Source organism: Fibrobacter sp. UWB2 (assembly GCF_002210425.1).
Lineage (GTDB): Bacteria > Fibrobacterota > Fibrobacteria > Fibrobacterales > Fibrobacteraceae > Fibrobacter > Fibrobacter elongatus.
Genome location: NZ_MWQK01000001.1, coordinates 596,534 through 621,790, shown reverse-complemented (window position 1 = coordinate 621,790; position 25,257 = coordinate 596,534). Strand labels below are relative to the sequence as shown.

General features: G+C 47.6%; 21 protein-coding genes. 20 read left to right on the top strand and 1 reads right to left on the bottom strand.

All coding sequences use genetic code 11. From position 1 onward, the window contains the following. The first annotated feature begins 2 nt into the window (after positions 1 to 2). From lysS to B7982_RS02645, 4 genes are read left to right on the top strand one after another with little or no spacing between them, the layout of a single operon-like run. Positions 3 to 1,508, top strand: a complete 1,506-nt coding sequence (lysS, locus tag B7982_RS02660) for a lysine--tRNA ligase (protein WP_088659423.1) — start codon at positions 3 to 5, stop codon at positions 1,506 to 1,508. A gap of 24 nt (positions 1,509 to 1,532) precedes the next feature. Then, positions 1,533 to 2,780 carry an FtsX-like permease family protein gene (locus tag B7982_RS02655; protein WP_088659422.1) on the top strand — a complete coding sequence of 416 codons (1,248 nt, stop codon included), beginning with the start codon at positions 1,533 to 1,535 and terminating at the stop codon, positions 2,778 to 2,780. Next, positions 2,773 to 3,453 (top strand): ABC transporter ATP-binding protein, encoded by a 681-nt coding sequence (locus B7982_RS02650; RefSeq protein ID WP_072828139.1) that lies wholly within the window; start codon positions 2,773 to 2,775, stop codon positions 3,451 to 3,453. The genes B7982_RS02655 and B7982_RS02650 overlap by 8 nt, the downstream gene beginning before the upstream one ends. Positions 3,454 to 3,467: 14 nt before the next feature. Next, positions 3,468 to 5,987, top strand: a complete 2,520-nt coding sequence (locus B7982_RS02645) for an ATP-dependent Clp protease ATP-binding subunit (RefSeq protein ID WP_088659421.1) — start codon at positions 3,468 to 3,470, stop codon at positions 5,985 to 5,987. A 190-nt stretch (positions 5,988 to 6,177) separates the two neighbouring features. Here B7982_RS02645 and B7982_RS02640 read toward each other — a convergent pair whose 3' ends face one another. Continuing rightward, the gene (locus B7982_RS02640; protein ID WP_088659420.1) at positions 6,178 to 7,512 is read right to left on the bottom strand and encodes a LuxR C-terminal-related transcriptional regulator; all 1,335 of its coding nucleotides are present in this window, start codon (positions 7,510 to 7,512) and stop codon (positions 6,178 to 6,180) included. A gap of 507 nt (positions 7,513 to 8,019) precedes the next feature. Between B7982_RS02640 and B7982_RS02635 the strand changes: the two genes are divergently transcribed. The 16 genes from B7982_RS02635 (at position 8,020) to B7982_RS02565 (ending at position 25,236) form a co-directional block, all read left to right on the top strand. Next, positions 8,020 to 8,598 (top strand): DUF4255 domain-containing protein, encoded by a 579-nt coding sequence (locus B7982_RS02635; protein WP_088659419.1) that lies wholly within the window; start codon positions 8,020 to 8,022, stop codon positions 8,596 to 8,598. After that, a complete protein-coding gene (locus B7982_RS02630) occupies positions 8,598 to 9,332 on the top strand; it encodes a hypothetical protein (protein ID WP_088659418.1) in 735 nt (244 codons plus the stop codon). Before B7982_RS02635 ends, B7982_RS02630 begins: the two co-directional genes overlap by 1 nt. A gap of 17 nt (positions 9,333 to 9,349) precedes the next feature. Next, positions 9,350 to 10,912 carry a phage tail sheath subtilisin-like domain-containing protein gene (locus B7982_RS02625; RefSeq protein WP_088659417.1) on the top strand — a complete coding sequence of 521 codons (1,563 nt, stop codon included), beginning with the start codon at positions 9,350 to 9,352 and terminating at the stop codon, positions 10,910 to 10,912. Between the two features lie 16 nt (positions 10,913 to 10,928). Beyond that, on the top strand, positions 10,929 to 11,390 hold the full coding sequence (locus B7982_RS02620; protein WP_072828181.1) for a phage tail protein: 462 nt from the start codon (positions 10,929 to 10,931) through the stop codon (positions 11,388 to 11,390). An 11-nt stretch (positions 11,391 to 11,401) separates the two neighbouring features. Then, a complete protein-coding gene (locus B7982_RS02615; protein ID WP_088659416.1) occupies positions 11,402 to 11,863 on the top strand; it encodes a phage tail protein in 462 nt (153 codons plus the stop codon). A 1-nt stretch (position 11,864) separates the two neighbouring features. Beyond that, positions 11,865 to 12,020: a hypothetical protein gene (locus B7982_RS14850; protein ID WP_158212953.1), complete on the top strand. Its 156-nt coding sequence runs from the start codon at positions 11,865 to 11,867 to the stop codon at positions 12,018 to 12,020. Further along, the gene (locus B7982_RS02610; protein ID WP_088659415.1) at positions 12,021 to 12,656 is read left to right on the top strand and encodes a peptidoglycan-binding protein; all 636 of its coding nucleotides are present in this window, start codon (positions 12,021 to 12,023) and stop codon (positions 12,654 to 12,656) included. Between the two features lie 7 nt (positions 12,657 to 12,663). Beyond that, the gene (gene vgrG / locus B7982_RS02605) at positions 12,664 to 14,454 is read left to right on the top strand and encodes a type VI secretion system tip protein VgrG (RefSeq protein ID WP_088659414.1); all 1,791 of its coding nucleotides are present in this window, start codon (positions 12,664 to 12,666) and stop codon (positions 14,452 to 14,454) included. Positions 14,455 to 14,462: 8 nt separating this feature from the next. After that, a complete protein-coding gene (locus B7982_RS02600) occupies positions 14,463 to 14,765 on the top strand; it encodes a PAAR domain-containing protein (RefSeq protein ID WP_088629211.1) in 303 nt (100 codons plus the stop codon). Positions 14,766 to 14,838: 73 nt separating this feature from the next. Continuing rightward, positions 14,839 to 15,174 (top strand): GPW/gp25 family protein, encoded by a 336-nt coding sequence (locus B7982_RS02595; protein ID WP_088659551.1) that lies wholly within the window; start codon positions 14,839 to 14,841, stop codon positions 15,172 to 15,174. Between the two features lie 16 nt (positions 15,175 to 15,190). Next, positions 15,191 to 18,265, top strand: coding sequence for a baseplate J/gp47 family protein (locus B7982_RS02590; RefSeq protein ID WP_144065909.1), 3,075 nt, complete (start codon positions 15,191 to 15,193; stop codon positions 18,263 to 18,265). After that, on the top strand, positions 18,265 to 19,074 hold the full coding sequence (locus B7982_RS02585; RefSeq protein ID WP_088659412.1) for a hypothetical protein: 810 nt from the start codon (positions 18,265 to 18,267) through the stop codon (positions 19,072 to 19,074). Before B7982_RS02590 ends, B7982_RS02585 begins: the two co-directional genes overlap by 1 nt. Further along, positions 19,071 to 20,426, top strand: coding sequence for a hypothetical protein (locus tag B7982_RS02580; RefSeq protein WP_144065908.1), 1,356 nt, complete (start codon positions 19,071 to 19,073; stop codon positions 20,424 to 20,426). Before B7982_RS02585 ends, B7982_RS02580 begins: the two co-directional genes overlap by 4 nt. After that, on the top strand, positions 20,423 to 21,523 hold the full coding sequence (locus B7982_RS02575) for a contractile injection system tape measure protein (protein WP_088659410.1): 1,101 nt from the start codon (positions 20,423 to 20,425) through the stop codon (positions 21,521 to 21,523). The genes B7982_RS02580 and B7982_RS02575 overlap by 4 nt, the downstream gene beginning before the upstream one ends. Positions 21,524 to 21,631: 108 nt before the next feature. Next, positions 21,632 to 22,966, top strand: coding sequence for an ATP-binding protein (locus tag B7982_RS02570; RefSeq protein ID WP_088659409.1), 1,335 nt, complete (start codon positions 21,632 to 21,634; stop codon positions 22,964 to 22,966). Next, complete coding sequence (locus tag B7982_RS02565; RefSeq protein WP_233138327.1) at positions 22,963 to 25,236, top strand: hypothetical protein; 2,274 nt, start codon at positions 22,963 to 22,965, stop codon at positions 25,234 to 25,236. The genes B7982_RS02570 and B7982_RS02565 overlap by 4 nt, the downstream gene beginning before the upstream one ends. The last annotated feature ends 21 nt before the right edge of the window (positions 25,237 to 25,257 follow it).

Genomic DNA, 25,257 nt, shown 5'->3' with positions numbered 1-25,257 from the left:
ATATGGCAATGCAAGACATGAATGACCAGGTGATGGCTCGCTTGGCTAAGCTCGACAAGTTCAAGGAAATGGGTGTGGATGCTTATCCGCACAAGTTTAACAGGACCCATGATTCCAAGGTTTTGAAGGAAAACAAGGAAGCCTTGATGGTGACCAAGGAACCGGTTGCATTTGCCGGCCGCGTTGTGCGTTTCAATCGCAAGGGTAAAATGTGCTTTATGCACCTCAAGGACCGCTACGGTCGCTTGCAGGTTGTGGTTGCCCGTGACGAAGTGGGCGAAGAAAACTACGAAATCGTGAAGATGACGGACCTCGGTGACTTCATCGGTGTGAACGGTACGATGTTCGAAACGCAGAGCGGTGAATACTCTGTGCGTGCCGAAAAGGTCACGATGCTTTCGAAGGCTGTGCGTCCGCTCCCGGTCGCCAAGGAAAAGGTCGACGAAAACGGCAACAAGGTCGTGTTCAACGAATTTGCCGATGTGGATACCCGCTACCGCCAGCGTTATATCGACATGGCTTTGAACGACGACGTGAAGGAAGTCTTCATCAAGCGTTCCAAGATCATGCAGGCTATCCGCGAATACCTCATTGAAAAGGGATTCATCGAAGTCGAAACCCCGACGCTCCAGCCGATTTATGGTGGTGCAAACGCCCGTCCGTTTACGACGCACCACAATGCTTGCGACATGACGCTTTACTTGCGCGTGGCTCCGGAACTTTACCTCAAACGCTGCATCATCGGCGGTATGGAAAAGGTTTTCGAGTTCTGCAAGAACTTCCGCAACGAAGGCATGGACCGTACGCATAGCCCGGAATTCACCGGCCTCGAATTCTACGAAGCCTACGCCGACTACAACGACATGATGGTGCACTTCGAAAACATTTACGAACGCGCTTGCATTGCCGCTAACGGTACGACCAAGATCAACTACCAGGGCAAGGAAATCGACTTCAAGGCTCCGTGGCCGCGCTACAGCATGATTGAAGCCATTGAAAAGTTCGGTGGCATCAAGGTGGGCGACATGAGCGACGACGAAATCAAGGCCAAGATGGAAGAACTCGGTGGTCACCTCGATGGTGAATTTACTCGTGGCCGTGGCATCTTGGAACTCTTCGACCTCACGGTGGAAGGCAAGCTCATCCAGCCGACGATCATCAAGGATATGCCGACCGAAAGCACGCCGCTCTGCAAGAAGCACCGCACGATCGCTGGCCTCATCGAACAGTTCGAACCGTATGCCAACGGCTGGGAACTCGGTAACGCTTATACCGAACTTAACGACCCGATCCGTCAGCGCGAACTCTTGGAAGACCAGGTGCGTCGTGGCCGTGGTGGTGAAGGTGAAACCCATCCGATGGACGAAAACTTCATGCATGCTGTGGAAAGCGGTCTTCCGCCGACGGGCGGCGTGGGCTTTGGCATCGACCGCATGGTCATGCTCCTCACGAACCAGCAGACCATCCGCGACGTGCAGCTCTTCCCGCTCATGAAGCCGGAAGTGTAGCATCTCGTTTATTTCTCGCCTAAGATGAACAAACTCGAACTCCTCATTGCTTGGCGTTACTTGGGGGCTCAACGCAAGAGTCTCTTTGTTTCGCTTATTGGTATTTTCAGTATGCTCGGCGTTTCCATTGGCGTGTTTGCGCTAGTGGTGGCGCTTGCGGCGGTCAATGGTTTCGAAGAAGAGGTCACGGCCCAGATGATTGGGAAGGACGCTCACTTTGAACTGATGGCGTATAATGGCAATCCGATTGGGCCGTACGATAGCCTCACGCAGGAAGTGCAAAAGCGCGTGCCTGACGTAGTCGCTTCGTCGCCGTTTATCGTTTACAAGGTGGGCATCAGCTCCAAGAAGGTGAACGATGGCATTGTCATTTACGGCATTGACCCAGCTACAGCCAAGGGAGTGACGGACATCCACAAGTTCATCAAGTGGGGAGAATACTCTGTCGATAGTTTGCAGGACATGGGTGGCAAACTCCGTCCGGGAATTATTCTCGGGACTGGGCTTGCGGCGCGCTTGCGCGTTGTCGTTGGAGACAAGCTCGTGTTGCAGACGTTCCAGAGTCCAGACGAGGCGATGAGCACTGGTGGCCCGAAGATGATGATGTGCGTGGTGAGCGGCATCTTTGAAACGGGTACTTACGAATACGATGGAAACCTTGCGTATGTCGGCATTTCGGATTTGCAGAAGTTGCTTGGCATGGGAAACACCGTGACCGGTATCCAGTTCCGCATCAAGGATCACTGGAAAGCGGGCGAGGCGGTCGATAGCATGGCGACTTGGCTCTCATATCCGTACTACGGGATGGATTGGAAGTCCAAGAACATCACGCTCCTCAAGTGGATGAACTACGAAAAGTTCATTGTGGCGGCGGTGATTTGTTTGATTATTTTGGTCGCTGCGTTTAACATCATCAGCTCGCTTATCATGGTCGTGATTGACAAGACAAAGGAAATTGGCATCTTGCGTAGCATGGGCTTTAGCAAGGCGGGCGTGATGCGCGTGTTCATGCTGATGGGAAGTTTCATTGGCGTGGGCGGTACCGTTGTGGGTGGAACTGTTGGACTTGTGCTCTGCAAGTTGCAAGAGGCTTACCACTTCATTAAGCTCCCGGGCGATGTGTACGTGATTCCGTATTTCCCGATTTCGGTGCACTTGATTGATGTTGTTTTGATTTTTGTGATTGGTATTGTTTTGTGCGTGTCCGCGACGCTTTTGCCGGCATGGAAGGCTAGCCGTTTGGATCCTGTGGGGGCGATTAGACATGAGTAGTTTATTGCAAACAGTCGACCTTCGCAGAGTTTTCTCCGAGACTGGTGAAAAACTTGAAATCCTCAAAGGCGTGAATTTTTCGATGGATGCTGGCGAACTTGTGGCGCTCACGGGTTCGTCGGGTTCCGGTAAATCGACGTTTTTGAATTTGGTTGGAATGCTCGACACGCCGACTTCGGGCGAGATTTTGTTCAAGGGCAAGCCGCTTAGCAAGTTCAATAGCGAAGAACGCGATATGTACCACCGTTCGCATGTGGGGTTTGTGTTCCAGTTCCATCATTTGCTCACGGAATTTACGGCACTCGAAAATGTTTGCGTGCCGGGTCGCATTCTCGGGACTCCCGAAAAGGAATGCCGTGAACGTGCTGAAATGCTTTTGGAAACGGTTGGCCTCAAGGAACGCCTCAAGCATTTGCCGCGAGAACTTTCGGGCGGTGAACGCCAGCGAATTGCAATTGCGCGTGCGCTCATGAACAATCCGTCTCTTGTTTTTGCAGATGAACCGAGCGGTAACCTGGACGAAGCGAATTCGGCGAAATTGAACGAGCTCTTTGGCGAACTCAATGAAAAGTTCCATCAGGCGTTCTTGATTGTGACGCACGATGAAAAACTTGCGCAGTTTGCAAAGCGCCGTGTGATTATGCATAATGGTGTTATTCAGAATGCGGAGTAGGTGGAAGGAAATTTATGGCAGATATTAACGGTATTTTTTCAGCTAAGGCAAAAGCAGCGCTGCAGGCGGCACGTATTGCAGCCCGCAATTTAGGGAGCGACTGCGTAACGGTTGAACACCTTTTGTTTGGTCTTGTTCGCGAGGATTCTGGTGTTGCCTCGGAAACGCTCAAGGCTTTGAAAGTCAACCTGACGGAACTCAGTGAAACCATCCAGCGTGCGCTGAGTACGAACGGTGGCCTCATGACGGTCGGTGGCGATTCTCATGGCGGTCTTTTGACATTTACGGGGCAGTGCAAGGCGGTGCTTTACAATGCCGCGAAGATTGCTAAGGAAGAGGGCGTCCAGTTTATTGGCCCCGAACACTTGATGCTTGCCATTTTGCAGCAGACCGATTCTCCGGCGGCGGCAACGCTCTCGACGTACAACGTGACGTTTGAAAACTATCAGGAAATGCTGATGCAAATCAAGCGCGAGGCTGACGGACAGCCGATGGATGACGGTCAGCAACCTGATGATGAACCGCGTGAACGTTATACGCAAACGCGCCAGGCGGCTCCGCAGTCCCGTTCCAAGACTCCGATTCTCGAACACTTCGGTCGTGACCTCACGGCGATGGCTCGTGCAGGCAAGCTTGACCCGATTATCGGCCGTGAAGCTGAAATTGAACGTTTGATCCAGATTCTTTGCCGTCGCAAAAAGAACAATCCGGCGCTCATTGGCGAACCGGGCGTGGGCAAGACTGCGATTATCGAAGGCTTGGCTCTCAAGATTGTACAGCGCAAGATTCCGGATTTGCTTGCGAACAAGCGCGTTGTGACGCTTGACGTTGCTGCCATGGTGGCCGGTACAAAGTATCGTGGCCAGTTCGAAGAACGCGTGAAGGGCCTCATCATGGAACTCCAGCGCGTGGGCAATTCCGTGATTCTCTTTATCGATGAACTCCACACAATTGTGGGTGCAGGCGGCTCCGAAGGCAGCCTCGATGCATCGAACATCTTTAAGCCCGCCCTTGCACGTGGCGAACTCCAGTGCATTGGTGCTACGACTTTTGATGAATACCGCAAGTACATCGAAAAGGACCCGGCTCTTGAACGCCGCTTCCAGACGATTATTGTGAATCCGCCGACGGTCGAAGATTCTATCCAGATTCTCGAAGGACTCCGCCCGAAGTACGAACAACATCACAATGTCCATTACACGCCGGATGCCGTGCGTGCGGCCGTTGAACTTGGTGAACGCTATATCAGCGAACGCTTCTTGCCGGATAAGGCCATTGACGTGCTCGATGAAGCGGGCGCTCGCGTGCGCTTGAATTCCATCAAGATTCCGCAGGACTTGCAGAACATGGAAGACGAGCTTGGCGAATGCCTCCAGAAAAAGGAAGAGGCTGTCGCTAACCAGGATTACACTTCGGCTGCAGCGCTCCGCGCTCGCGAAGAAGAATTGCAGAATAGCATTGCCGAACGCAAAAAGCAGTTGCAGAGCGAAGAATCCGAAACGCCGATTGTCGATGAAAACGTTATCCGTGACGTCATCAGCAAGATGACGGGAATCCCGGTGCGTAGGCTCGGTGGCGAAGAAGCTCAGAAGCTCATCCACCTCGGCGATGAAATCAAGCAGCGCGTGATTGGCCAAGACCAGGCTGTCGATGCGATTGTGAAGTCTATCCGCCGTAGCCGTGCAGGCATTCGCAACAACAAGCGCCCGATGGGTAGCTTCTTGTTCCTTGGTCCGACGGGTGTCGGTAAGACGGAACTCGCGAAGGTGCTTTGCAAGGAACTTTTCGGTAGTGAAGATTCGCTTGTGCGTATTGACATGAGCGAATATATGGAAAAGCATAGCGTGAGCCGCTTGATTGGCGCTCCTCCGGGATATGTGGGCTTTGAAGATGGCGGTGGCCAGCTGAGCGAAAAGGTGCGCAAGCATCCGTATTCTGTGGTGCTGCTCGACGAAATCGAAAAGGCGCACCCGGACATTTACAACTTGCTTCTCCAGATTTTGGACGATGGCATCTTGACCGATAGCTATGGACGCAAGATCAACTTCAAGAATACGATTATCATCATGACGAGTAACGCCGGTGCCCGTGAAGTCCGCCATAGCAGTGGCATGGGCTTTACCAAGATGGGCGAAACGGACGATTACGAACGTATGGAAACCGCCATTCGCGAAGAAGTCAAGCGCGTGTTCTCTCCGGAATTTCTGAACCGCGTGGACGAACAGATTGTGTTCCGAGCCCTCTCGAAGAAGGACCTCGTTTCTGTCGTGGACATCCAGATGGGATTCTTGCAGAAGAACCTTTCCGATCGCGGTATCCTCTTGGAAATGAGCCAGGAAGCAAAGGAATTTGTCGTAAATCACAATTACGATGCTTCGCTGGGTGCTCGTCCGATCCGCCGCTCCATCCAGAATTTGGTGGAAGACGAAATCGCCGAAGGCCTTTTGCTCGGGACTATGACGGACTTCTCCACGATTTACGTGGGCGTCGAAGACGGCAAGCTCTCGTTCAAGTGCGAAAAAATCAAGTCGTAATTTCTTGCGCTAGCGTGAATGGCGTTAGCGCAAAAAAATGCTGCAAGAGCCCTGAATTGGGGAGGTGGATCCTTTTTCTGGTTCTTGCAGCACTATGTTTGAGGTGTAAACTCTCTTTTTCTCAGCCCAAAAATACATTGAACATGGGCTATTTGCAATAGCCCATTTGGGTAGTTCTTAGGGTTATTTTTTAGACGAAGAGATTCTGGAGGTGGTCCATGAATTTCTTTTGCATTTCAGGGCAGACGCCCTTCATTATTTGTTCAACGTATGGCCTGCCGAAGTCCGGGTGCTGTTTGTAGAGCTCCTTGATTTGCGCCTCGCTTTCGGCTTTGCGGCCAAGCTGGTTGTTGCAGTAGATGATGAACAGGTGGTGGATGGTCGCCTTGGGGGTGTAGAGCAAAATTTGGCTACAGAGCTTGATGCATTCTTCGTACTTGCCTTGCAATAAGAGCAAGAACGCCTTACCGTGCTTAATGGATGTCTGCATAGCATTCTCTGGAATCAGCCGTTCGCATTCCTCGATGAGCTCGAGCGCCTTGTCGTTGAGGCCGGTCAACATGTAAATCTGGGCGAGGATTGTACGAGCGGTAATCGTTTGCGGGTTTGCTTCGATGACTTGCTTGAAGTACGAGATAGCTTCGCTTTTGTTGCCTATGATGATGTTGTAGAACGCCATAATCATTTGGGAGTAAATGGAATAGGGCGCATTGAACATGGTCTTGCGTGCAAACTCCGCAAGCTGCTTGGTGTATTCTTCCGTATCGCCCCAGTTGTCGAGGATGGCGATATAGTAGACGAGGGAGAGCGTGTAAACGGCGTGTTCGCTATAGACCTCTCCGGTAGCTAGCGGAGAGAGCAAGTCCTTGCAGTAGTTGAACGCGTCTTTGCTACGGCTCTCGAATTTTAGGTTGCAGTGGGCGGTGATGTACCACCAGTACGGAATTGGACTTTCAGGTGTATAGTTTATCTTGTCTGTCGCAAGAACGATGTTTCGGAACAAAAGCATTGCCGCTTTCTGGGCAATCTCCGAAATGTTGTCAGAATCGATCTTGATTGATGTTGCCCAAAGCATCTCGTGCGATGAGCCGAGTCTTATTGATAAGAACAAAGCTTCGTCATTGTCTGTTGATGCTGAAACGTCGATTGAAAATGCGGGCTCGACAGAGTCTTCGACTGTATCCGTGATGCGGAAAATGCGGTACTGGTGAATGGCTTCTACAAGTGAATAGTACAGGCTATTCACTTTCGGGTGAGCAGAAAGGTCTCTTTGCTTGAGAAAAATGATGTTGAGGTCTTTTTTGAGGTCGCCTATATTGGGCTCTTCGTCAATTTTTGTGGTGACGGCTTCGGTTCTGTTGGTGACTTCAAGAATTTTATAGATCTTTGCGAGATGTGCTTTGACGGTATTCGCTGAAATTTTCAGCGTCTTGCATATCTCATTATTCGTAAGGCCCTTACGCAGTAAGGACAATATTTCTTTTTGGCGTGAGGTTAACTCAGGCTGACTATTTCTCTCAAACATGGCAACAATTTAATAAATAACAAGTGCTCTTATGGGTTTTTCGCTTGATTTTATCGGTTATTTTGGTGAAAATTATGTTTTTTATTGCGATTTTCGCTGAAAAATTACGTTTTTTGGTCGCTTTGGAGCCTTTTTTTACATGATGTGTATTATAAAGGTGTATCATAATATGATACGTATAGTGCTTTTTTGTGTAAATTCTTGCGAAAATGTGATGAATTTGTGCCCAAATTTACTTGCCTGATAATCTTTATTTACAAAAATTTGCTTTATTTGTGAAAGTTTGTTCTTGATGTGTAAAGTTATAAACAAAATATATGTCTATTTTGTATGCTCTATTACAATCTTTTATCTTTGAAAACAACTGAAGTTTAGAAAAATTAATTTTACAATTTACAAAATGCTGAAGCAATAATTATATTGCCGCGATGAATGTTGTATACACTAACTAAAAAATACAGACAAATAAACGTAAGTAAACGAATATAAATGGATGTTGTATAGAATATGATTGGAGCCTCGTTGCAATTCTTGGCGATGCAGCTGAATCTTCACTTGCGACGCACGATGTCGGTACGTGAAGATCTTGTTGTTGTATCTAGAATGCTGGAAAATGACGGAAAAGAGTATGAAGGGGCTACAAATAAATTGAACATATTCCTTGTGAATATGGAACGCGATAGTATGGTGCAAAACTATGCGACTCCGGAGTATCGTGGTGACCGTGCTGTGGTTCCGCAAAAAATGGTCTACCTAAATCTTTACTTTGTTATTGCGGCGAATTTTAAAGGCGGAAATTACGTGGATTCCTTGCGGTACTTGTCCAAGGCTGTCGCCTTTTTTATGGACCACTCCTTTTTTGACCGGTCGAATTCGCCTGATATGCCCGAGGGGCTAGAAAAAATTGCTGTTGATATGGAAAATATGAACATGCAAGAACTGAACAATTTGTGGGGGACGATCGGGGCAAAATACGTCCCGTCGGTAGTTTACCGGTTGAAGACTGTGGCTCTTGGCGGTAACTACTCGTATTATCAGCCGTACGTAATTCGGCTTCCTGAAAACTCTGAACTGGGGTTAATTTGATGGAATACGCAAGAATTGTAGATGTATCGCTTTGCCATGAGTACTACAATGGGAGTTCTTGTGGCTTTAAGGTTGTACCCTCGCCAGAAACGGCTGATATTCTGAAGAGAGAGGATGCGCTTTGCCGTATTTACGATGGAAAAGTGCGACTGATGTCGCCTGCGGGCTCGTTTGCCGAAGAAACGACGCTTTTCTTTTACGTCAAGGCCTCTATTGCAGAAATTTGGAACGTCACGAACTTTGATGGTATCGCACATGACGAGTTCCCTGTTGCTGTGGTGTCTGGCGAAAATAAGATTTGTTTTGAGGGTCGTAAAAAGGATTCCATGCCGGAATTGCAACGTATGTTCGGGGTGGTGTTCGCGCTTGAACTCCATATTACGCCGAAGATACCGCTTGTTTGTACGGTAAAAGTCCCGACAAAAAAATTGAGGTGGTGCTATTGCGTTTCGGGCATTTATGCTGAACGTGATTTGCAAATAAATGATTCGCTGAGGACTGATGATCCGGTCCAGTTTGACTGCGTGGAAAAATCACAACGTGTATCGCTTTACATTTCGAGGACCGAACTCCCGATTGTAAGCGGTGCGCCTCCACGTTTTCAGCTGATGGATAGTGCGACTTCGAAGGTACTTGTGAAAAGCCTTCCGAATGCAAACGCTAGGTCTATAGCCAAGGCGAGTTTAGATGATGGGACGAGAACCATCGTCGCAGAATGTTTTGTTAATCCATAAAAATAGGAGAATCATAAATGCCTACATCATACAAAACCCCAGGCGTCTATCTCGTTGAGAAAGACGCTTTCCCGGGCTCGGTGGTGGAAGTTGCAACTGCTATTCCTGCATTTATCGGTTACACCGAAAAGGCAGAATACAATGGAAAGGACTTGACGAATAAGCCTTTCCGCATCACTTCCTTTGCTGAGTATCTGAACATTTTCGGCGGTGCTCCGACCGTGCGCTTTACATACGGTGCTGCATCTGCTGAGGCTCCGGCTGCCTCGGAAGATTCCGAAAATGCAGAAGAATCCGCTGACGCAAAGAACGGTGAACAGAAGGCTGTTCTCCAGACGAAGCCGATGTTCCGTCTCTACGATTCTATGCGCATCTTCTTCCAGAATGGCGGTGCCGCTTGCTATATCTGCTCTGTGGGCGGTTACGACAAGAAGATTGAAAAGGCCCCGTTGTTCAATGGCATTGCTCCGTTCGTGAAGGAACAGGAACCGACGATTATGCTCGTTCCGGATGCTGTTTCGCTTGGCAATGCTCAGGAATGTGCCGATATCCAGAATGAATTGCTTGCACATTGCAACAAGATGCAGAACCGTTTCGCCATCCTTGATGTTTTCGATGGCTACAAGGAACCGCTGGAATGCATCAACACCTTCCGCGAAAAGGTGACGGATTTCCTCAAGTATGGTGCCGCTTACTATCCGTGGATCAATACGAGCGTTGTCGCTTCGAGTGAAGTCTCGTTTACGAATATCGAGCCGGAAGCCGAAGGTGGTTACAAGACTCTCGCACTTGACCTTGCAAAGTCTGTGGTGCCGGATGTCGAAGACCTCGACAACGTTGATCCTGAAACGCATTCCAAGCGCGAATTGGAACTCGTCAGCTTCTTCAAGAGCTTGCGTGATTTTGACGCCAAGAAGGACGATGCAACCGCTTTGCACAACACGCTTACGGTTGTCTGCCCGAAGTATGCTGCTTTGATGAACACCATGAGCGAAAAGCTCAACTTGATGCCGCCTTCTGCAGCTATGGCCGGCATTTACACTCGCGTCGATAATAACGAAGGCGTGTGGAAGGCTCCGGCTAACGTGGGCGTGAATGGCGTTGTCTCCCCGGCTGTGAACCTCACGAATGACGAACAGGAAGACTTGAACGTTCCGCTGAACGGTAAGGCTGTGAACGCAATCCGCTACTTTGTTGGCGATGGCATCAAGGTCTGGGGCGCTCGTACGCTCGACGGTAACAGCCTCGATTGGCGCTATGTGAACGTTCGCCGCACGATGATCATGCTCGAAGAATCTATCAAGCAGGCATCTAAGGCTTATGTGTTCGACGCTAACACGTCTACGACTTGGCTTACGATGAAGAACATGATTGGCAACTTCCTCAATAGCGTCTGGAAGCGCGGTGGCCTTGCAGGCACGACTCCGGAAGATGCTTACGAAGTGCATGTGGGCCTTGGCGATACCATGACTCCGGAAGATATTCTTGAAGGCATTTTGAGAGTGACCGTGAAGGTGGCTTTGATTCGCCCGGCAGAATTTATCGAACTCACATTCCAGCAGCAACAGCAGAAGTCGTAATAGGAGGTAAAACAATATGGCTGATGAAAATGGCGCAGCACAAAGTGCAAGCATTTGGCCCATGCCGAAATTCCACTTCCTCGTGAAGTGGGGCGATGTTCAGATGTCCTTCCAGGAAGTTTCTGGTATGGAAGCTTCTACGGACCCTATTTCGTACCGCTCTGGTGATAGCAGCATCTTCTCTTCTGTGAAAATGCCTGGCATTGTCAAGTACGGTGATGTGACGATGAAGAAGGGTGTGTTCAAGGGCGACAACAAGTTCTGGGACTGGTTCAAGAAAATCAAGATGAATACTATCGAACGTATTACCGTTACGATTAGCCTTCTTGATGAAACGGACAATCCGACGATGACTTGGACGCTCAAGAATGCTTGGCCTTCCAAGGTTACCGCAACAGATCTCAAGTCTGAAGGTAATGAAGTCGCTATTGAGACAATCGTTGTTGTTCACGAAGGTCTCGAAATCACGAACGGCTAGTAGGTAGAATCATGGCGCCTCCTGATCCGGTAGAATGGTCTATTCCTGTTGCGTTTCACTTTTCTGTAACGATTGAAAAAAAATCGGTTTCCTTTAGCGAAGTTAAAGGGATTGATTTTGAGCTGGAAACGGATCCTGTAAGTTCAGGAGGCGACAGTTTTGCAAAGTATTATCTTCCGAAAGGGAAAAAATATAACGATTTAGTTTTATCTCGTGGAATCCTAAAAACGGGTGATGAATTTTTTAAATGGTGTAATGAAACACTTAGTAGTCCGCCCAAAAAGGATTACATAAAGTTGAAAAATCTACTTGTTGCATTACTAGATGAAAATGGTCAACCGATAAAAACTTGGATTTTTAAACAAGCGTATCCTGTAAAGTGGAGCTTGAGTGATTTTGGTGCCATGAAAAATGAAGTTGTCGTAGAAACAGTTCATATAAAATACAATTCTTTCTTTATTCAGCAGGGGTAGAATGTCGCTGGAAATAAAAAATTTTGTTGTAAATATCCACGTGACAGGATCTTCTAAAGAGGGAAAAAAAGAAGACTTGGAGGCTCTTCGTTCTGAAATATTGGATGAATGTCGAGAGATGATTAGTGAATCTGTTGAAAAAATGAGAGAACGGTAAATGGGATTAGAAAAGCTTAAATTGAAATCGAGTGGTGGCGAATTTGCTGTCATGCTGAATCCAGAATCGTTTTCTCAAACGGATGGTATTAATTATTCTTTAACTCGCAGTAAGAAAAACCTAAAATTTAATCAATATGAAAGAAAAGTAATCAGTCTTCCAAAGATTATCTTGGATACGACGGGGGCTATCCCTAAAGATCTATGGCCAATGGATGGGACCATAGAGAATATGGTGGAACAGCTAAGAAAGGTTGTTTACACATTTGATGGTAATAAGCATGAACCTCCAATTGTAACGTTAAGTTGGGGTTCTTATGTGGGCGATGTACGCCTGAATAAGATGAACTCGAAATATACTTTATTCGATGTTCATGGTGCACCACTCCGAGCTGAAATTGAACTTGAGTTTTCCGAGTTCTTGACACTCAAAGAAATTGAGGCAAAGGCAAATAAGCACTCTCCGGACCTCACGCACATTATCGAAGTCAAATCCGGCGATACACTCCCGAACCTTTGCAACAAAGTTTATAACGATCCGTCGTATTACATGCAGGTGGCCCGAATTAACGGTCTCTCCAGTTTTTGTCGCTTAAAGCCGGGGACGCGTCTTGTGTTCCCGCCACTTGTCGATTGAGGCTTGAATGTCAGATAAGTCGCCCATATTCAAAGATGAAGGCCCGTTAGAATGCGTTATTCAGGGGAACGGAAAAGCGCTCTCGTCTGTTCTCCCGATTGTTTCTGTCGACGTTTATTACGGCATCAACACGATCCCGAAAGCGGTGGTCGTGATTGAAGATGGCGAAATGAACAAAGGCAAGTTCCCGCTGAGTGATGGCTCGGAATTGGAGCCCGGTTCTGAAGTGACAATCAAGGCGGGTTATGCCGCAAATTCTTCACCGATTTTCAAGGGCGTGGTGGTTCGCCATGGCGTTTCGATTTCTAAGCGTGGGCGTAGTTGCGTTAAAATCGAGTGCCGCGACAAGGCAATTGCGATGACTTGTGCTCGCAAGAATGCGAATTATCTGGAAAAGACGGATGATGCCATCGTCAAGAAGTTGGCGGGCGATTACGGAGTCTCGATAAAGTCTAGCATGGGCGGCGAAGCGCATAAGGAAATTTTGCAGTATTATTGCACCGATTGGGACTTTATCATGACTCGTGCCGAGGCGAATGGCTGCTGGCTCATTGCCGATGACAAGGGAATGTCTATCGAAAAAATTGCTGCTAAAGGCAGTGCCGAGGTGGAGCTCACTTGGGGCACGGACATTATCGAATTCAAGGCTGAGGCAAATGCGCTTTTCCAAGTCAAGAATGTCGAAGCCAAATCTTGGGACATCACAAAGCAGCAGGTGATTTCAGGAAAATCTGGAATGAAATCGCTTGGCGGCCAAACGAATCTTGGCAATAGTAAGCTTCAGGGCGTTTTGAAAGTTTCTTCGAACACGTTGCAGAGCAATTCTCAAGTTTCTAAGGGAATGCTTACATCTTGGGCCGAAGCGGAACAGTTGAAAAATGAACTTTCGAGAATTTGCGGTTCTGTCGTTTGCCTTGGCACAACAAAGGCGAAACTCGGCGGACTTGTGGGCCTAAAGAATGTTGGCGACCGATTTAAGGGCGGGGCGCTTGTTTCTGGAATCCACCATCATATTAGCGATGGGCTGTGGACAACGGAATTCACGTTTGGCATGTCCAAGGAATGGTTCTCGGAAAAGTTTGAAGTCTCTTCGCCGATTGCGTCGGGAATCAACTGCGGTGTACACGGGCTCATGACGGGTGTCGTGATGCAAATTCACGAAGACCCGGAAAAGCTGAATCGCGTTAAGGTGAAAATTCCGCTGATGCAGAACGAAAAAGAAGATGTCTGGGCGCGTCTCGGTGGCGTTTACGCTTCGAATAAATTTGGTTGTATGTTTTTCCCGGAAGTGGGCGACGAGGTGATTCTCGGATTCTTTGGCGGAGACCCGTCGAGCCCCGTGATTCTCGGAAGCCTTTATAGCGGCAAGCACGCAACCCCGCAGGCGCTTGAACAAAAGAATAACATCAAGCAGATTCTGACGCGCGAAAAACTGAGCGTCGAATTCAATGAAGAAAAGAAGTCCATCACGGTAATGACTCCGGGCAAGCGCAAGTTTGTCTTGGATGATGATGGCAAAAAGATTACGGTCGAAGACTCGTCGGGCAACAAGCTCGAAATGTCCGATAGCGGTATCAAGGTGGAATCGAAAAAGGACATTACTTTCGATACCAAGGGCAAGTTTAATGTCTCGTCTGTGGGTGGAATTGCCTTGACCTCAAAGGGAGACCTCAAGGGCGAAGGGCTGAATGTGGAATTTAATGGTAAGGTGGGATTCACCGGTAAAGGTAGCGCGAAGGCCGAAGTTTCTGCTTCTGGGCAGACGGTCATTAAGGGCGCTATGGTGATGATCAACTAGGAGTTTTTATGCCGTGTGCCGCAAGACTTACTGATATGCATACATGCCCCATGCAGACTCCTGCATGGCCATCGCCCATCCCACATGTGGGCGGCCCCGTTGTGGGGCCGGGCGCGCCGACGGTTTTGATTGGCGGGCTGCCTGCTGCTGTGATGGGGGATTCTTGCGTATGCGTCGGACCGCCAGATTCCATAATCAAAGGCTCTGCGACGGTCATGATTTGCGGAAAACCGGCGGCGCGCATGGGCGATTCTACAGCTCATGGCGGCTCGATTGTTTTGGGATGTCCAACAGTGATGATAGGGGGATAATTTGCTGGATACTTCTTTTTTAGGTCGCGGGTGGTCTTTCCCGGTCTCGTTTTCGAAATCTGGACATGCTAAAATGTCGGAACACGAAGATGACATCGAAGAAAGCTTGCGCATTCTCTTGAATACGTACCCTGGCGAGCGTACGATGCAACCGGAATTTGGAACGCGCTTGAGGGACTATTGCTTTGAATCGTTTTCGTTAAGGACGGAAACACTTATCAAGGCCGAAATTCGCAAGTCTATTTTGCTGAATGAGCCACGTGTAGATGTTGAGGCGATTGTCGTTGAACAGACCGAAAAAGTGGGCGTCCTGAGAATCAACGTCGTTTATGTTGTACGCTCGACGAATAGCCGTAGGAACATTGTTTTCCCGTTCTACTTGAACGAAGCGACGGATGCTAGCGTATAGATGATTGACTGGTTTTATGGCGGATAGGTTTCAAATACAAGATGGATTGAGCCAGCGCGCTCGCGAGTTCCCGGAGCTTGCGACGGGCTTTTTTGCTGTAGATTCTACGTCTACAGAATCCATTTTGTATTTGATGAAAGAGTATGCCAAAGAACATGGCAATCCGCATTTCTTCGATGATATAAATTTATCGAAAGTTGTGGCGATGATGGAGGGCGAAGCCGACGGAAAAACGGACCCGGCTGCCGCTCTGTATGCGGTTTGCGCAAAACTCATGGGGCACGTGCAACAATCGCTCAACACATTCCCTGACAGGCGCATTGATTTTTATTATCGCAAAATTCTCAAGCAACAAAATCGCGAAGCCGAAGGCGACCGCGCATTTGTCACCGTAGATGTCGATAATGACGATGTCTCGTATATGCTCCCGAAGGGGACCCGCTTTAGCGCTGGCGAAAATAGCAAGGGTGAAAATATCGAGTTTGAATCTGTTTGTGATTCGCCGATTAACAATGTAAAGGTTGCCAAAATATTGACGGTTTCGTGCGTGAAGGGTTACCCGATTGCGCAGGCTGAAATTCCTGTTTACACGCCCAAGGACGTTAGTGAACAGAAAATGCAACCGTATCCTTTATTTGGACTGACTCGTTCAAATGAAGTGCCCGAAGGGACGGCTTTCTCGCAGGTGGGACTTTGCGTTTCGAATCGCATTTTTTACATGTCGAGTGGCGTGCGAAACGTCAAACTGAATTTTGTTTTTACACGTGATTCTTTGCGCCGCACGGTGGCTGATATCAACCATGGTTCGGCGAGCGAATTTTCGGCGGCGTTCTTGAATGCGTTCAAGCTTTCGCTCACTACGGAAAATGGCTGGCTTGATGTTGATGATTACAAAATCGGTTGTAGCATTCTGAATTCGGAATGCCCTGAGAATGAACTTTCTTTAGAATTTACGCTGAAGGATACGGACCCAGCGATTGTCAATTACAATCCTGAAATTCACGGTGAACGCTATCGTTCGAAAAATCCGATGCTTCGGCTTTTAGTCTCTCCCCGCAAGTCGCGTGCGCTCTGGTTTGCTTTGATGAGGATGCATTTACAGAGCGTGCGCATTGCGGTCGATGTCTCGAAGTGTCGCGATATTGCGGTCTCGAATGAATATGGCCCAGCATCGACAATGCTCCCGGTGCAGCCTTTTGGCGCCGTCCCGAGTGTCGGAAGTTCGTTCATTGTGGGCTGTAAGGAAATTTGCGGCAAAAAACTGGACTCTTTTGATGTTCATGGCAAATGGTGCGGCCTCCCGAACTGTAAGGATTTTTCGGAATGGTATTCGCAATACGACAATCCTCCTAAAACGTCTGATTTTACAGTCTCGTTGAGCGGCCTGTATGGCGGAACTTGGCTCCCGTCCGATGAAAATCGCGTGACAAGCCCGCTGTTTAATGCAATGGACGATGAATTTAAAATGTCGTTCAGCAATATTGTCTGTTCGCGTATAAGCGAATTGATTCCTGATGACGAGAACTTCATGTATTCACCGATGATGAAGGATGGGTTCTTCAAAATAAAACTCATCGCGCCCTCCAAGGCGTTTATGCACCAGGAAATGTCGCGTGCGGTCTGCAATTCGTTCTTGACGCAGGTTCTCAAGAAAAAGACCGCCGAAGAAATGCCGAATCAGCCGTACACGCCGAGCATTGAAGACTTGTACGTCAATTACACGTCGTTTGCCGAAGTGACGCTTTCGACGAATGATTCGCATAAGTCAGAAAACATTGTGTTTGTGCACCCGTTTGGCTTTAGCGAAAAAGAACCGTATTTTGTGCGTAATGGTGAGCTTTTCTTAGGGCTCCAATTTGCGGGTAAGCCGAAAAAAGTAAACCTCTATTTTGTACTCAATCGCGACTCTGCAGCGCGTAGCCTTGAAAAAGGAAAGTGCAGTTGGTCTTACATGGGGCCGCTTGGCTGGAAAAATTTGCCTGATGAAAATCGACTTGCCGATACGACATCGCATTTTACATCGTCAGGCCTTGTAACGCTTGATTTGCCGAGTGATATTTCGAGCGAAAGTGAATTGATGCCGAGTGGCTATTATTGGATTCGCATAAGCCCGAAGGGGGATTTCTGGCGTGAATGTTCAAGATTTTTGACGGCCTTTACGCAATCGCTCGAAGTCAAGCGCGTTTGTGGTTTTGAAGATGGCCTTATTCAGGATCATTGCAAACCGAAAAGCATTAAGGAACTCACGAAGAGCGTTGCCGGTATTTCGAGCGTTTACCAGTTCGAAGAATCGTTTGGCGGCAAGGTGCGCGAAACCGATAACAAGATGCGTATGCGCGTGGCAGAGTATCTGTACCACAGGAATCGTGGCGTTTGCACGGAAGATTACGAGCGATTAATTCTTGAACATTTCCCTGAAGTGCTTAAAGTCAAGTGCTTCCCGCATGTGCGCATTGATGAATCTACGGGCCGTTATGATTGCGCTTGCCCGGGCCACTTGCTTGTCGTGCCGGTTTCGCCGATGTTCTGCGATGGAACATTCCAGTGGGACCCGTGCGTGAACGGCTCGGTGCTTTTGAAAATCCGAGATTATTTGAAAAGTAAAGTTTCACGAATTGCGAATGTGCGGGTGGTCAATCCGTTTTTCGATAAGTTGCAAGTCCGTTGCAATGTCAAGCTTAAGCATCGCGAAAACGAAGGCGAAATTCTTTTGGACTTGAACGAAAAAATTAATCGCTATTTATCGCCGTGGTTCCCGCAGGTGGGCGGAATTACCAAGCATTTTGGCTGGAAACTCGATAAAATGGAACTCAAGTCCTATATCGAAAGCCTTGATTACGTGGATCAGGTGATGGATGATTTCACCATCATGAAAATTGCTTCTACGGACGAACAAAGATTCTTGGTGAATTTATTTGAGCAGTCTGAAGAGCGCTTGTTGCATGGCTCATTCCCATGGAGTATTGCGGTTCCAATGCGCAAGCACTTCATTAACGATATTGATTCTGCGAATAATTTGGGTTCACGCCGTGTCAACAACGGATATGGTGGCCTTGAAATCGGTCAAACATTTATCATAAGGAGAAAGTAATGGAATACATCGGGCTTAACCGAAACGAGTTGAAATATCGCTTTACGGCCGGGCGCATGCCGACAGAAGAAGACTTTATGAGTCTAATCGATTCCATGGTGAACGCTGTGGACGATGGCTTTAGAGTCTCTGAAGAAAACGGCCTTGAAATTAAGCAGAGAAGAGATAACAGCCGCTTGGCGAGCTTTTTTGCGAATTTGGCAGAACGCAAGCCGGAGTGGTTTGCAAGTGTCCGCAAGAACAGTGAACAAGGCGAGACGAGTTTAAATATCAAGACGCCCGAAATGAAAGAAAATGAGACGGCCGTGACTCTCTTGGGTAAACGCTCGGCCGAAAATCCTGATGGCGGTTCTGAAGTTCGCATGGGCGTTGGCTGTGTCGCGCCGCAATGTGAACTTGACGTTGATGGTGCGATTGCATCGAAGGGCCGTCTCGGTTATGAAAATGAAAATCTCGAAGTCGTTGCCGATGGCGAATGGCACGATGTGACCGAAGTCTTGACTGGTTGCCAGTGCTTTGAAGTTGTTGCGGGTGTGGGCGGCAATGAAGGCGATGGCAAGTTTGCGCTTGCGCATGCGATTGCTGTCAATACGTTCAATAAAAATCCGTCTATCAATTTGACGCAGTCGTATAGTGGTGGGCGAGGCTCCAAAATCGATTTCCGCTGGAAAACTGCTACGAACAAGTTTGATTTCACGCTCCAGATGCGTGTGCACCACAAGTACGATGACGAAGGGAAAATCAAGGTGCGTTACCGCATTACCAAGCTCTGGTACGATACGCAAATGATTGGATCGATTACTAAATGAGTGAATTCAACTCCATAACGATATCTCGTCAAGAGGTTCGAACGTTCGATTATGCGACCCTGCGGCAAGAGGCCATAGGGCTTGCACAGAAATTGAGCGGAAAAATCTGGACCGACTATAACGTCCACGATCCGGGCGTTACAATTTTGGAACAGATGGTCTTTGCGCTTACGGAACTTGGCTACAAGACGGGTTTCGATGTCGAAGATTATCTCGCTTCGTTTGACGGGAATATCGATTATGAATCGCAGGCTCTTTATGCGCCTACGCTTGTGATGCAGGAATTTCCGGTCACTCTGGATGAATATGCATCATTCTTCAAGTCGCGTATTTATTGCGAAAGGCGTATCACCAAATTGCGCTGTTATCCGCAAAAAATTCGTTTTGCAACGGACGAAAACGGGTGCTATCGAGTTGAAATCTATATGGCGGGGAGCGCCAATGACTGGGTGAGCGGTGAAATCTTTGAGCGCTTTTGGAGGCTCTGGCGCAAGTGGCGCTGCATGGGCGATTACGTCTCGGATTTGCGTATCAAGTGGATGGGCGGAGAGCCTGAATTTGTGGACTATGGTGTCCGTGCAAACGTTCGCTCAGTTGACGACGAAGATGATGAACTTGGTGAAATTCTGCCGACCGGAACGCATCACGATGTGACCGATTTTGCGCCGATAATCGAACTTTTCCCGACGATTTATAGGGAAGGGGAGGGGGCGGAACCGCTAAAGAATTATCTTGCCCCGATTGAGTTTGTATTTAAAAAGTTCTTGGATGTTTTGGACCATTTCCCGGAACTTTTCTCGATTCGCGGGGAACGCTCGGCGAAGGTTATTGAAAATTTGGAACGTTACAATCGTGCGCTCGACCAGATGCTAGCCATGTACGGCGTACATTTCCCGAAGTTTAGTTTTCTTGCGTTACCGCGCCTCGTGAGTTGCAAGGTCGCGTTCTTGCGGAATCTCCCGGAACTCTTGTTGCACCGCGTTGGCTACGCATGGCGTCGACGCGTGGAGCTGATGCTCGGAATTCTCCGTGACCGCTTAGATAAAATTGAGATTTTCAATGTCGATGGATTGCTCGTAGACGAAAAGGTCGGGCGCGTTCATATCGTGATGTTTGCAGATGATGATTTAACTCGCGAAACGCTTGACGATGTTGAACAATTTATTTGCAATGAAATCCCTGCCCATTTGCTCCCTCTGATTTACTGGGTGCCCAAGCGCGAAAGTCACGCCTTTGCAGAACTCTATAAGGACTGGAAATTCGATGGTCCGATGAAACTTACGATGTCGCCGCGCATGGTGGATTGGCTCCTGGCTCATAAACAGTTCATTTCAAAGAAGGTTTGGCTATGAGTGAATCGCTGAACATCGTTGAAAATTTGAACTTGAACATTTCCGTCGAAGATTCCTCTTTGCCGGTTGCTACAGAGCGTGAACTGTACAGCTTTGCGCATGGAGCGTTGATTGAAACGCTTGACAAGTCTCTTGCCGAAGTGAATGTGGACGGTGATGTAACGCTTGATTCTTTGACGATTGATTTGAACGTCGATGCCCAAGGTGACGTATTCCGCCAAATTGCAGATGCGTTGCGTGATGCGCTGAAATCGAAACTCGGCTCGGCCGTATTCAAGGCGCAGAGCAAGCCCGTGACGACGATGCTTGCTGATGTTTATCGCCAGCATATGCCGATTGATAAATCGAGCGTTCTCGAACACCGCTTTGATGCGCTTGCCGAAAGCTGGGAAGCGGAACATCAGGGCCAAAAGTTCAATCCGCTGGCGTTCTCGGAATCTGTAATCAAGAAAATGCAGGCCGAAAACCCGCAAATGGATATACAGCAGATTGCGTATGTGGTTTACCAGCGTATTTTGCAGATGAAAAACGCAAAAACTGTGCGCACTCCCGATAAAAATTCGCGCAATTCCGAACAGGACTTGGCAAAAACAGCTTACGAGATTATGGATTCTGGCCTGGTGCTGCTTGCTCCGTATTTGCCCGCGCTTTTCGAACGCACGGGGTGCATCGAAAAAGGCGTTTTTGCAAACGAAGAATCTCAGCGCAAGGCCCTTGCGGTGCTCAAGTACGCCGCTTATGGCAACTATGCGGAACCGCCTAAAGATGCGGCCTTGATGAACCTCATTTGCAATATGCCCGTGTCGCCCGTGCTCTATGCTGATGAGCTCCCGAAAGTCTCGGATAGCGAAAAGGAGCTTATCGATTCGCTCCTCAATGCGGTGATTGCAAACTGGAAAGCCGTGGGCCATATGTCTCCCGATGGGTTGCGCGGTACGTACTTTGTGCGAAACGGAACTCTTGAAACGGCGGGGGCCTCGGATATGCTGACAGTCGAAACGAAAACATTCGACATCTTGCTCGATAAGCTCCCGTGGGGCTATTCCATGATAAAGCACTCGTGGATGAAAAAGGTTTTAAATGTTAAGTGGCGGTAATAAAAATGTCATTCCCGGCTTGACCGGGAATCTCCTTAACCATTGTGAAAAGGGTGGTGCCCGCTCGGAGGCGGGCATGACAGATTGTAATGTGTGATTGGAGTTCTGATGAGTCTTGATTTGACAAATGAAATTGAATGGTGCAAGTCGGTGATTGACCTGCGTTTTTCGCAGTATTTTTCAGCAGACGATTCCGAAGATAAAAAGCTCCAGATTGAAATGCTCCCGCCGCCCGAACTCGATGAAAATTCCCCATATGGGCAAGTTGTCTTCGATTTTGAATTTGGCTTTTACGAACGCTTGATTATTGCGCTTGCTCTGCTCCCGCACCTTTGCCCGCAGGCGCTCGATTCGTTCTTGTTGAACAACCGTACGCTTGGCCGCCCGTACACGGAATTTGGCGGCTGGCGTAGCAAGAGCCATTCGGGATTCTTGCCCACGTGCGAAACGGCTATGTTTTTGCTTGCTGGGAACGATATCGAAAAGCGCTTGCAGATGATGGCGCTGTTCGATACTTCTTCTATGCTTTTTGCGGAACGCATTTTGCAACTCGAATACGGCGAACCCGGTGAACCCGCGAATTCGGCGGCGCTCCGTGTGTCTTCGGAATACTTGCAGTACTTTACGACCGGCGTTAAAAACAAGCCCGATTTTAGCATGCATTTCCCGGCAAAACTGATCACGACGAATTTGCAGTGGGAAGACCTTGTGCTTAGCGAAGAGACGCTTGATGACATCAACCAACTTTTGGCATGGATTGAAAAAAGCGAAGTCGTGCTCGACGATTTTGGGCTCCGCAAGAACCTCAAACGCGGTTACCGTGCGCTGTTTTACGGCCCTCCGGGCACCGGCAAGACACTCACCGCAACGCTCATTGGCTCAAAAGTCGGTATGGATGTTTATCGTGTAGACTTGTCGCAGGTGATTTCGAAGTACATCGGCGAAACCGAGAAAAACCTCTCGAACATCTTTGATCAGGCGGAACACCGCAATTGGATTCTCTTTTTTGACGAGGCGGACTCGCTATTTGGAGCCCGCACACAGACGAATAGCTCGAATGACCGTGCCGCGAACCAGGAAATCTCGTATCTCTTACAACGTGTCGAAGATTTCCCGGGTATCGTTATCCTTGCAAGTAACTTAAAATCGAACATTGACGAGGCTTTTTCGCGCCGTTTCCAGAACGCCATTTACTTCCCGCTCCCGGAACCCGAAGAACGTATGAGACTTTGGTCTAACATCTTCTCGAAAAAAGCTATACTTGAAGACGATGTCGATTTGAACAAATTTGCCGAAAAGTATGAACTCGCAGGGGGAGCGCTAACAAACGTAGCGCGTTATGCAGCGCTTTGCGCTGCTCAACAGAATCGCAAGAAAATTTGTAATGAAGACATCGTTAGGTCCTTGGCCAAGGAATTACACAAAGAAGGAAAAATTCTATGAAGATAAAATACCTCCTTATATCACTCATTGTGGCTTTATCTGCCATCCTTTCGTTTGCGGATGATAATTCGCTGAGCTACTATACGATTTCGCCTGAAAAAGTGGAAGCGTATGCAAAACAGGATTTGCTAAAAGACTCCGCTAAGGTGTTTAAAATTCTTGAAGAACAGAAGGCCTTTAAGTATGAAAGCCGTTCGCAGATGAATGAAAAATTTAAGGAGCTGTTTAAGGAGTATCCTCAGCATCAAAAAATTGTTAATAATTTCATTCAGACATCGTGGACTGTTCGAGAGGATACTGCTACAGACGCGATGGGAATGCTCAATACGCCGACCTATTTGGATGATTATGCTATTGATTCATTAAAATGGTATATTATTGATGATGCAAAACAACAGATGGTGTTTTCTCAACAAGCGTATGATTTTGTTTTGAAAATGCGAAACGTAGATTTTTTGGATTCTATACAGCTCGATCGTTACGCAAAAAATCTTCTGGCTTCGAGTTTTAAACTTTGTAGCGGGCATGTGCATAATCAGAGTGAGTATATTGATGCTGCTCTTGAATCTTTTTTTGCTAAGAAGAGAAAGAATCTTGTGGATTCTACAAGAGAAGCCTATAGTGAAATATGTAAGAATCAGGAGCTTAGGAAAAGGGAAAAATATGGCGCATGTATGGAAAGAAAATGTAATATGCGTCAGATATATAGCAATGTTGGGAAAAAATTAATATCTGATATTCAACGTGAAAAGAAATTTATCGATAGATATAGTGGCCGAATCTGCTCAGATGACCTTTGGAAAAAGTCTTTTGATAGGCTTGATTCTCTTTATTCCCTTTACTTTAAGGAAGTTGTAGATTCTTCGCTTGTTAAAATCAATGATTATGAAGAAGTCCCGATAAATTTAAAAGGTAAAACGTGCGGATGCAGCCATAAAGAAGAGCTGAATGGCGGTGTTGTTGGATTTTATCCGTATTGGTATGCTGGTGATACGACAAAATGGGTTGACTTTGAAGGCATTACTCGACTTGCCTATTATGGCCTGAAAATCGATAATGATGGCAATCTCCATACGGCGTCGGGTGCATCTGCTTTGACGTATTTTTGTAAAAAAGAAAATTATGAATTTGTCAATGAAGCTCATCGCCATAATGTAAAGCTAGATTGGGTTGTTGTCAGAGACGATTGGAAAAATGTTGATTTAGAGAAATTCTTTAAAAATTTGACTGTTGAAATTGATTCTCTTTTGAACACGAAGGTTAATTCTTATTTCCAGCGCTTTGTGAATACCTTCACGTTCTATACCGATGAATATGAAAATCGCGGAGATGGCGTGACTTTGTTCTTTAAGAATTATCCAAAGGATAATAAAAGTACGTCACGGTTCAATGATTTCTTTAAGGGATTGAAAGGAACGCTTGCCGATAAAAATGAGTATGTGCATGTGAATTTGATGATGGAACGCTCTGATTTGGCAATCGATAAGCACCAGTTATTTGCCGATACTGTGAAACAGGAATCTCATAGTGGAATCTATAGTTATAGCAATTTCTTGAGCCTGCTCCAGTCCGATAAAAACGAAAGAAAGATTAGCCGTAAGCAGATTCGTGAAGAAGTGAAAAATTACTTGTTCGTTGTGCTGGACGAACCGGCATCTCGTAATAAGCAGATTCTTTTGAACGATTTGAATTTGCAGATTGATAGCCTTGATCGTCGCAATATGTTGCATTCCTTGGTCCCTGTTGTTTGGTTTGATAATATCGGGTGGAGCCAGTTTGGCAAGGATGCCCTGTATTATAACGACACGTATTACAATTTGGGTGTTGGGCCGTATGCAACTGATCTCAATGCCGAAGAAACCTGTGCCACTTCAGGCAATTTGGGTGCCTGCATGCTCAAGCATTTCGAGAACGAAGATGGGGATGGCTTGCGCCAGGGCGCTGTCGCGTCTTTCTTCTGCACGCACCGCTGGGTGTTCCGCTTCTTGAACATCATCACATTCCTCATCGCGATTGGGGTTCTCGTGGCTTACTTTACCTCGTTCCACGTCTCGGATTTCTTCAACAGCAACTTGGCGCTATTGCTCGGAATTGTTGTTGCTCCCTCCGCCGTGATGATGACGATAATCTCTCGCTTTGACCCCTCCGTTGCGGCCTACCGCGGTACCTTCGGGCTTATCCCCATACTCCTCTTGCTTGTGACGGTGATTGCCATCATCTTGCTGCAAGTCTACAGGAAAAACGATCTCCCCAAACGCCGCAAAAAATAAAACCAACTGCAATTGAATTGT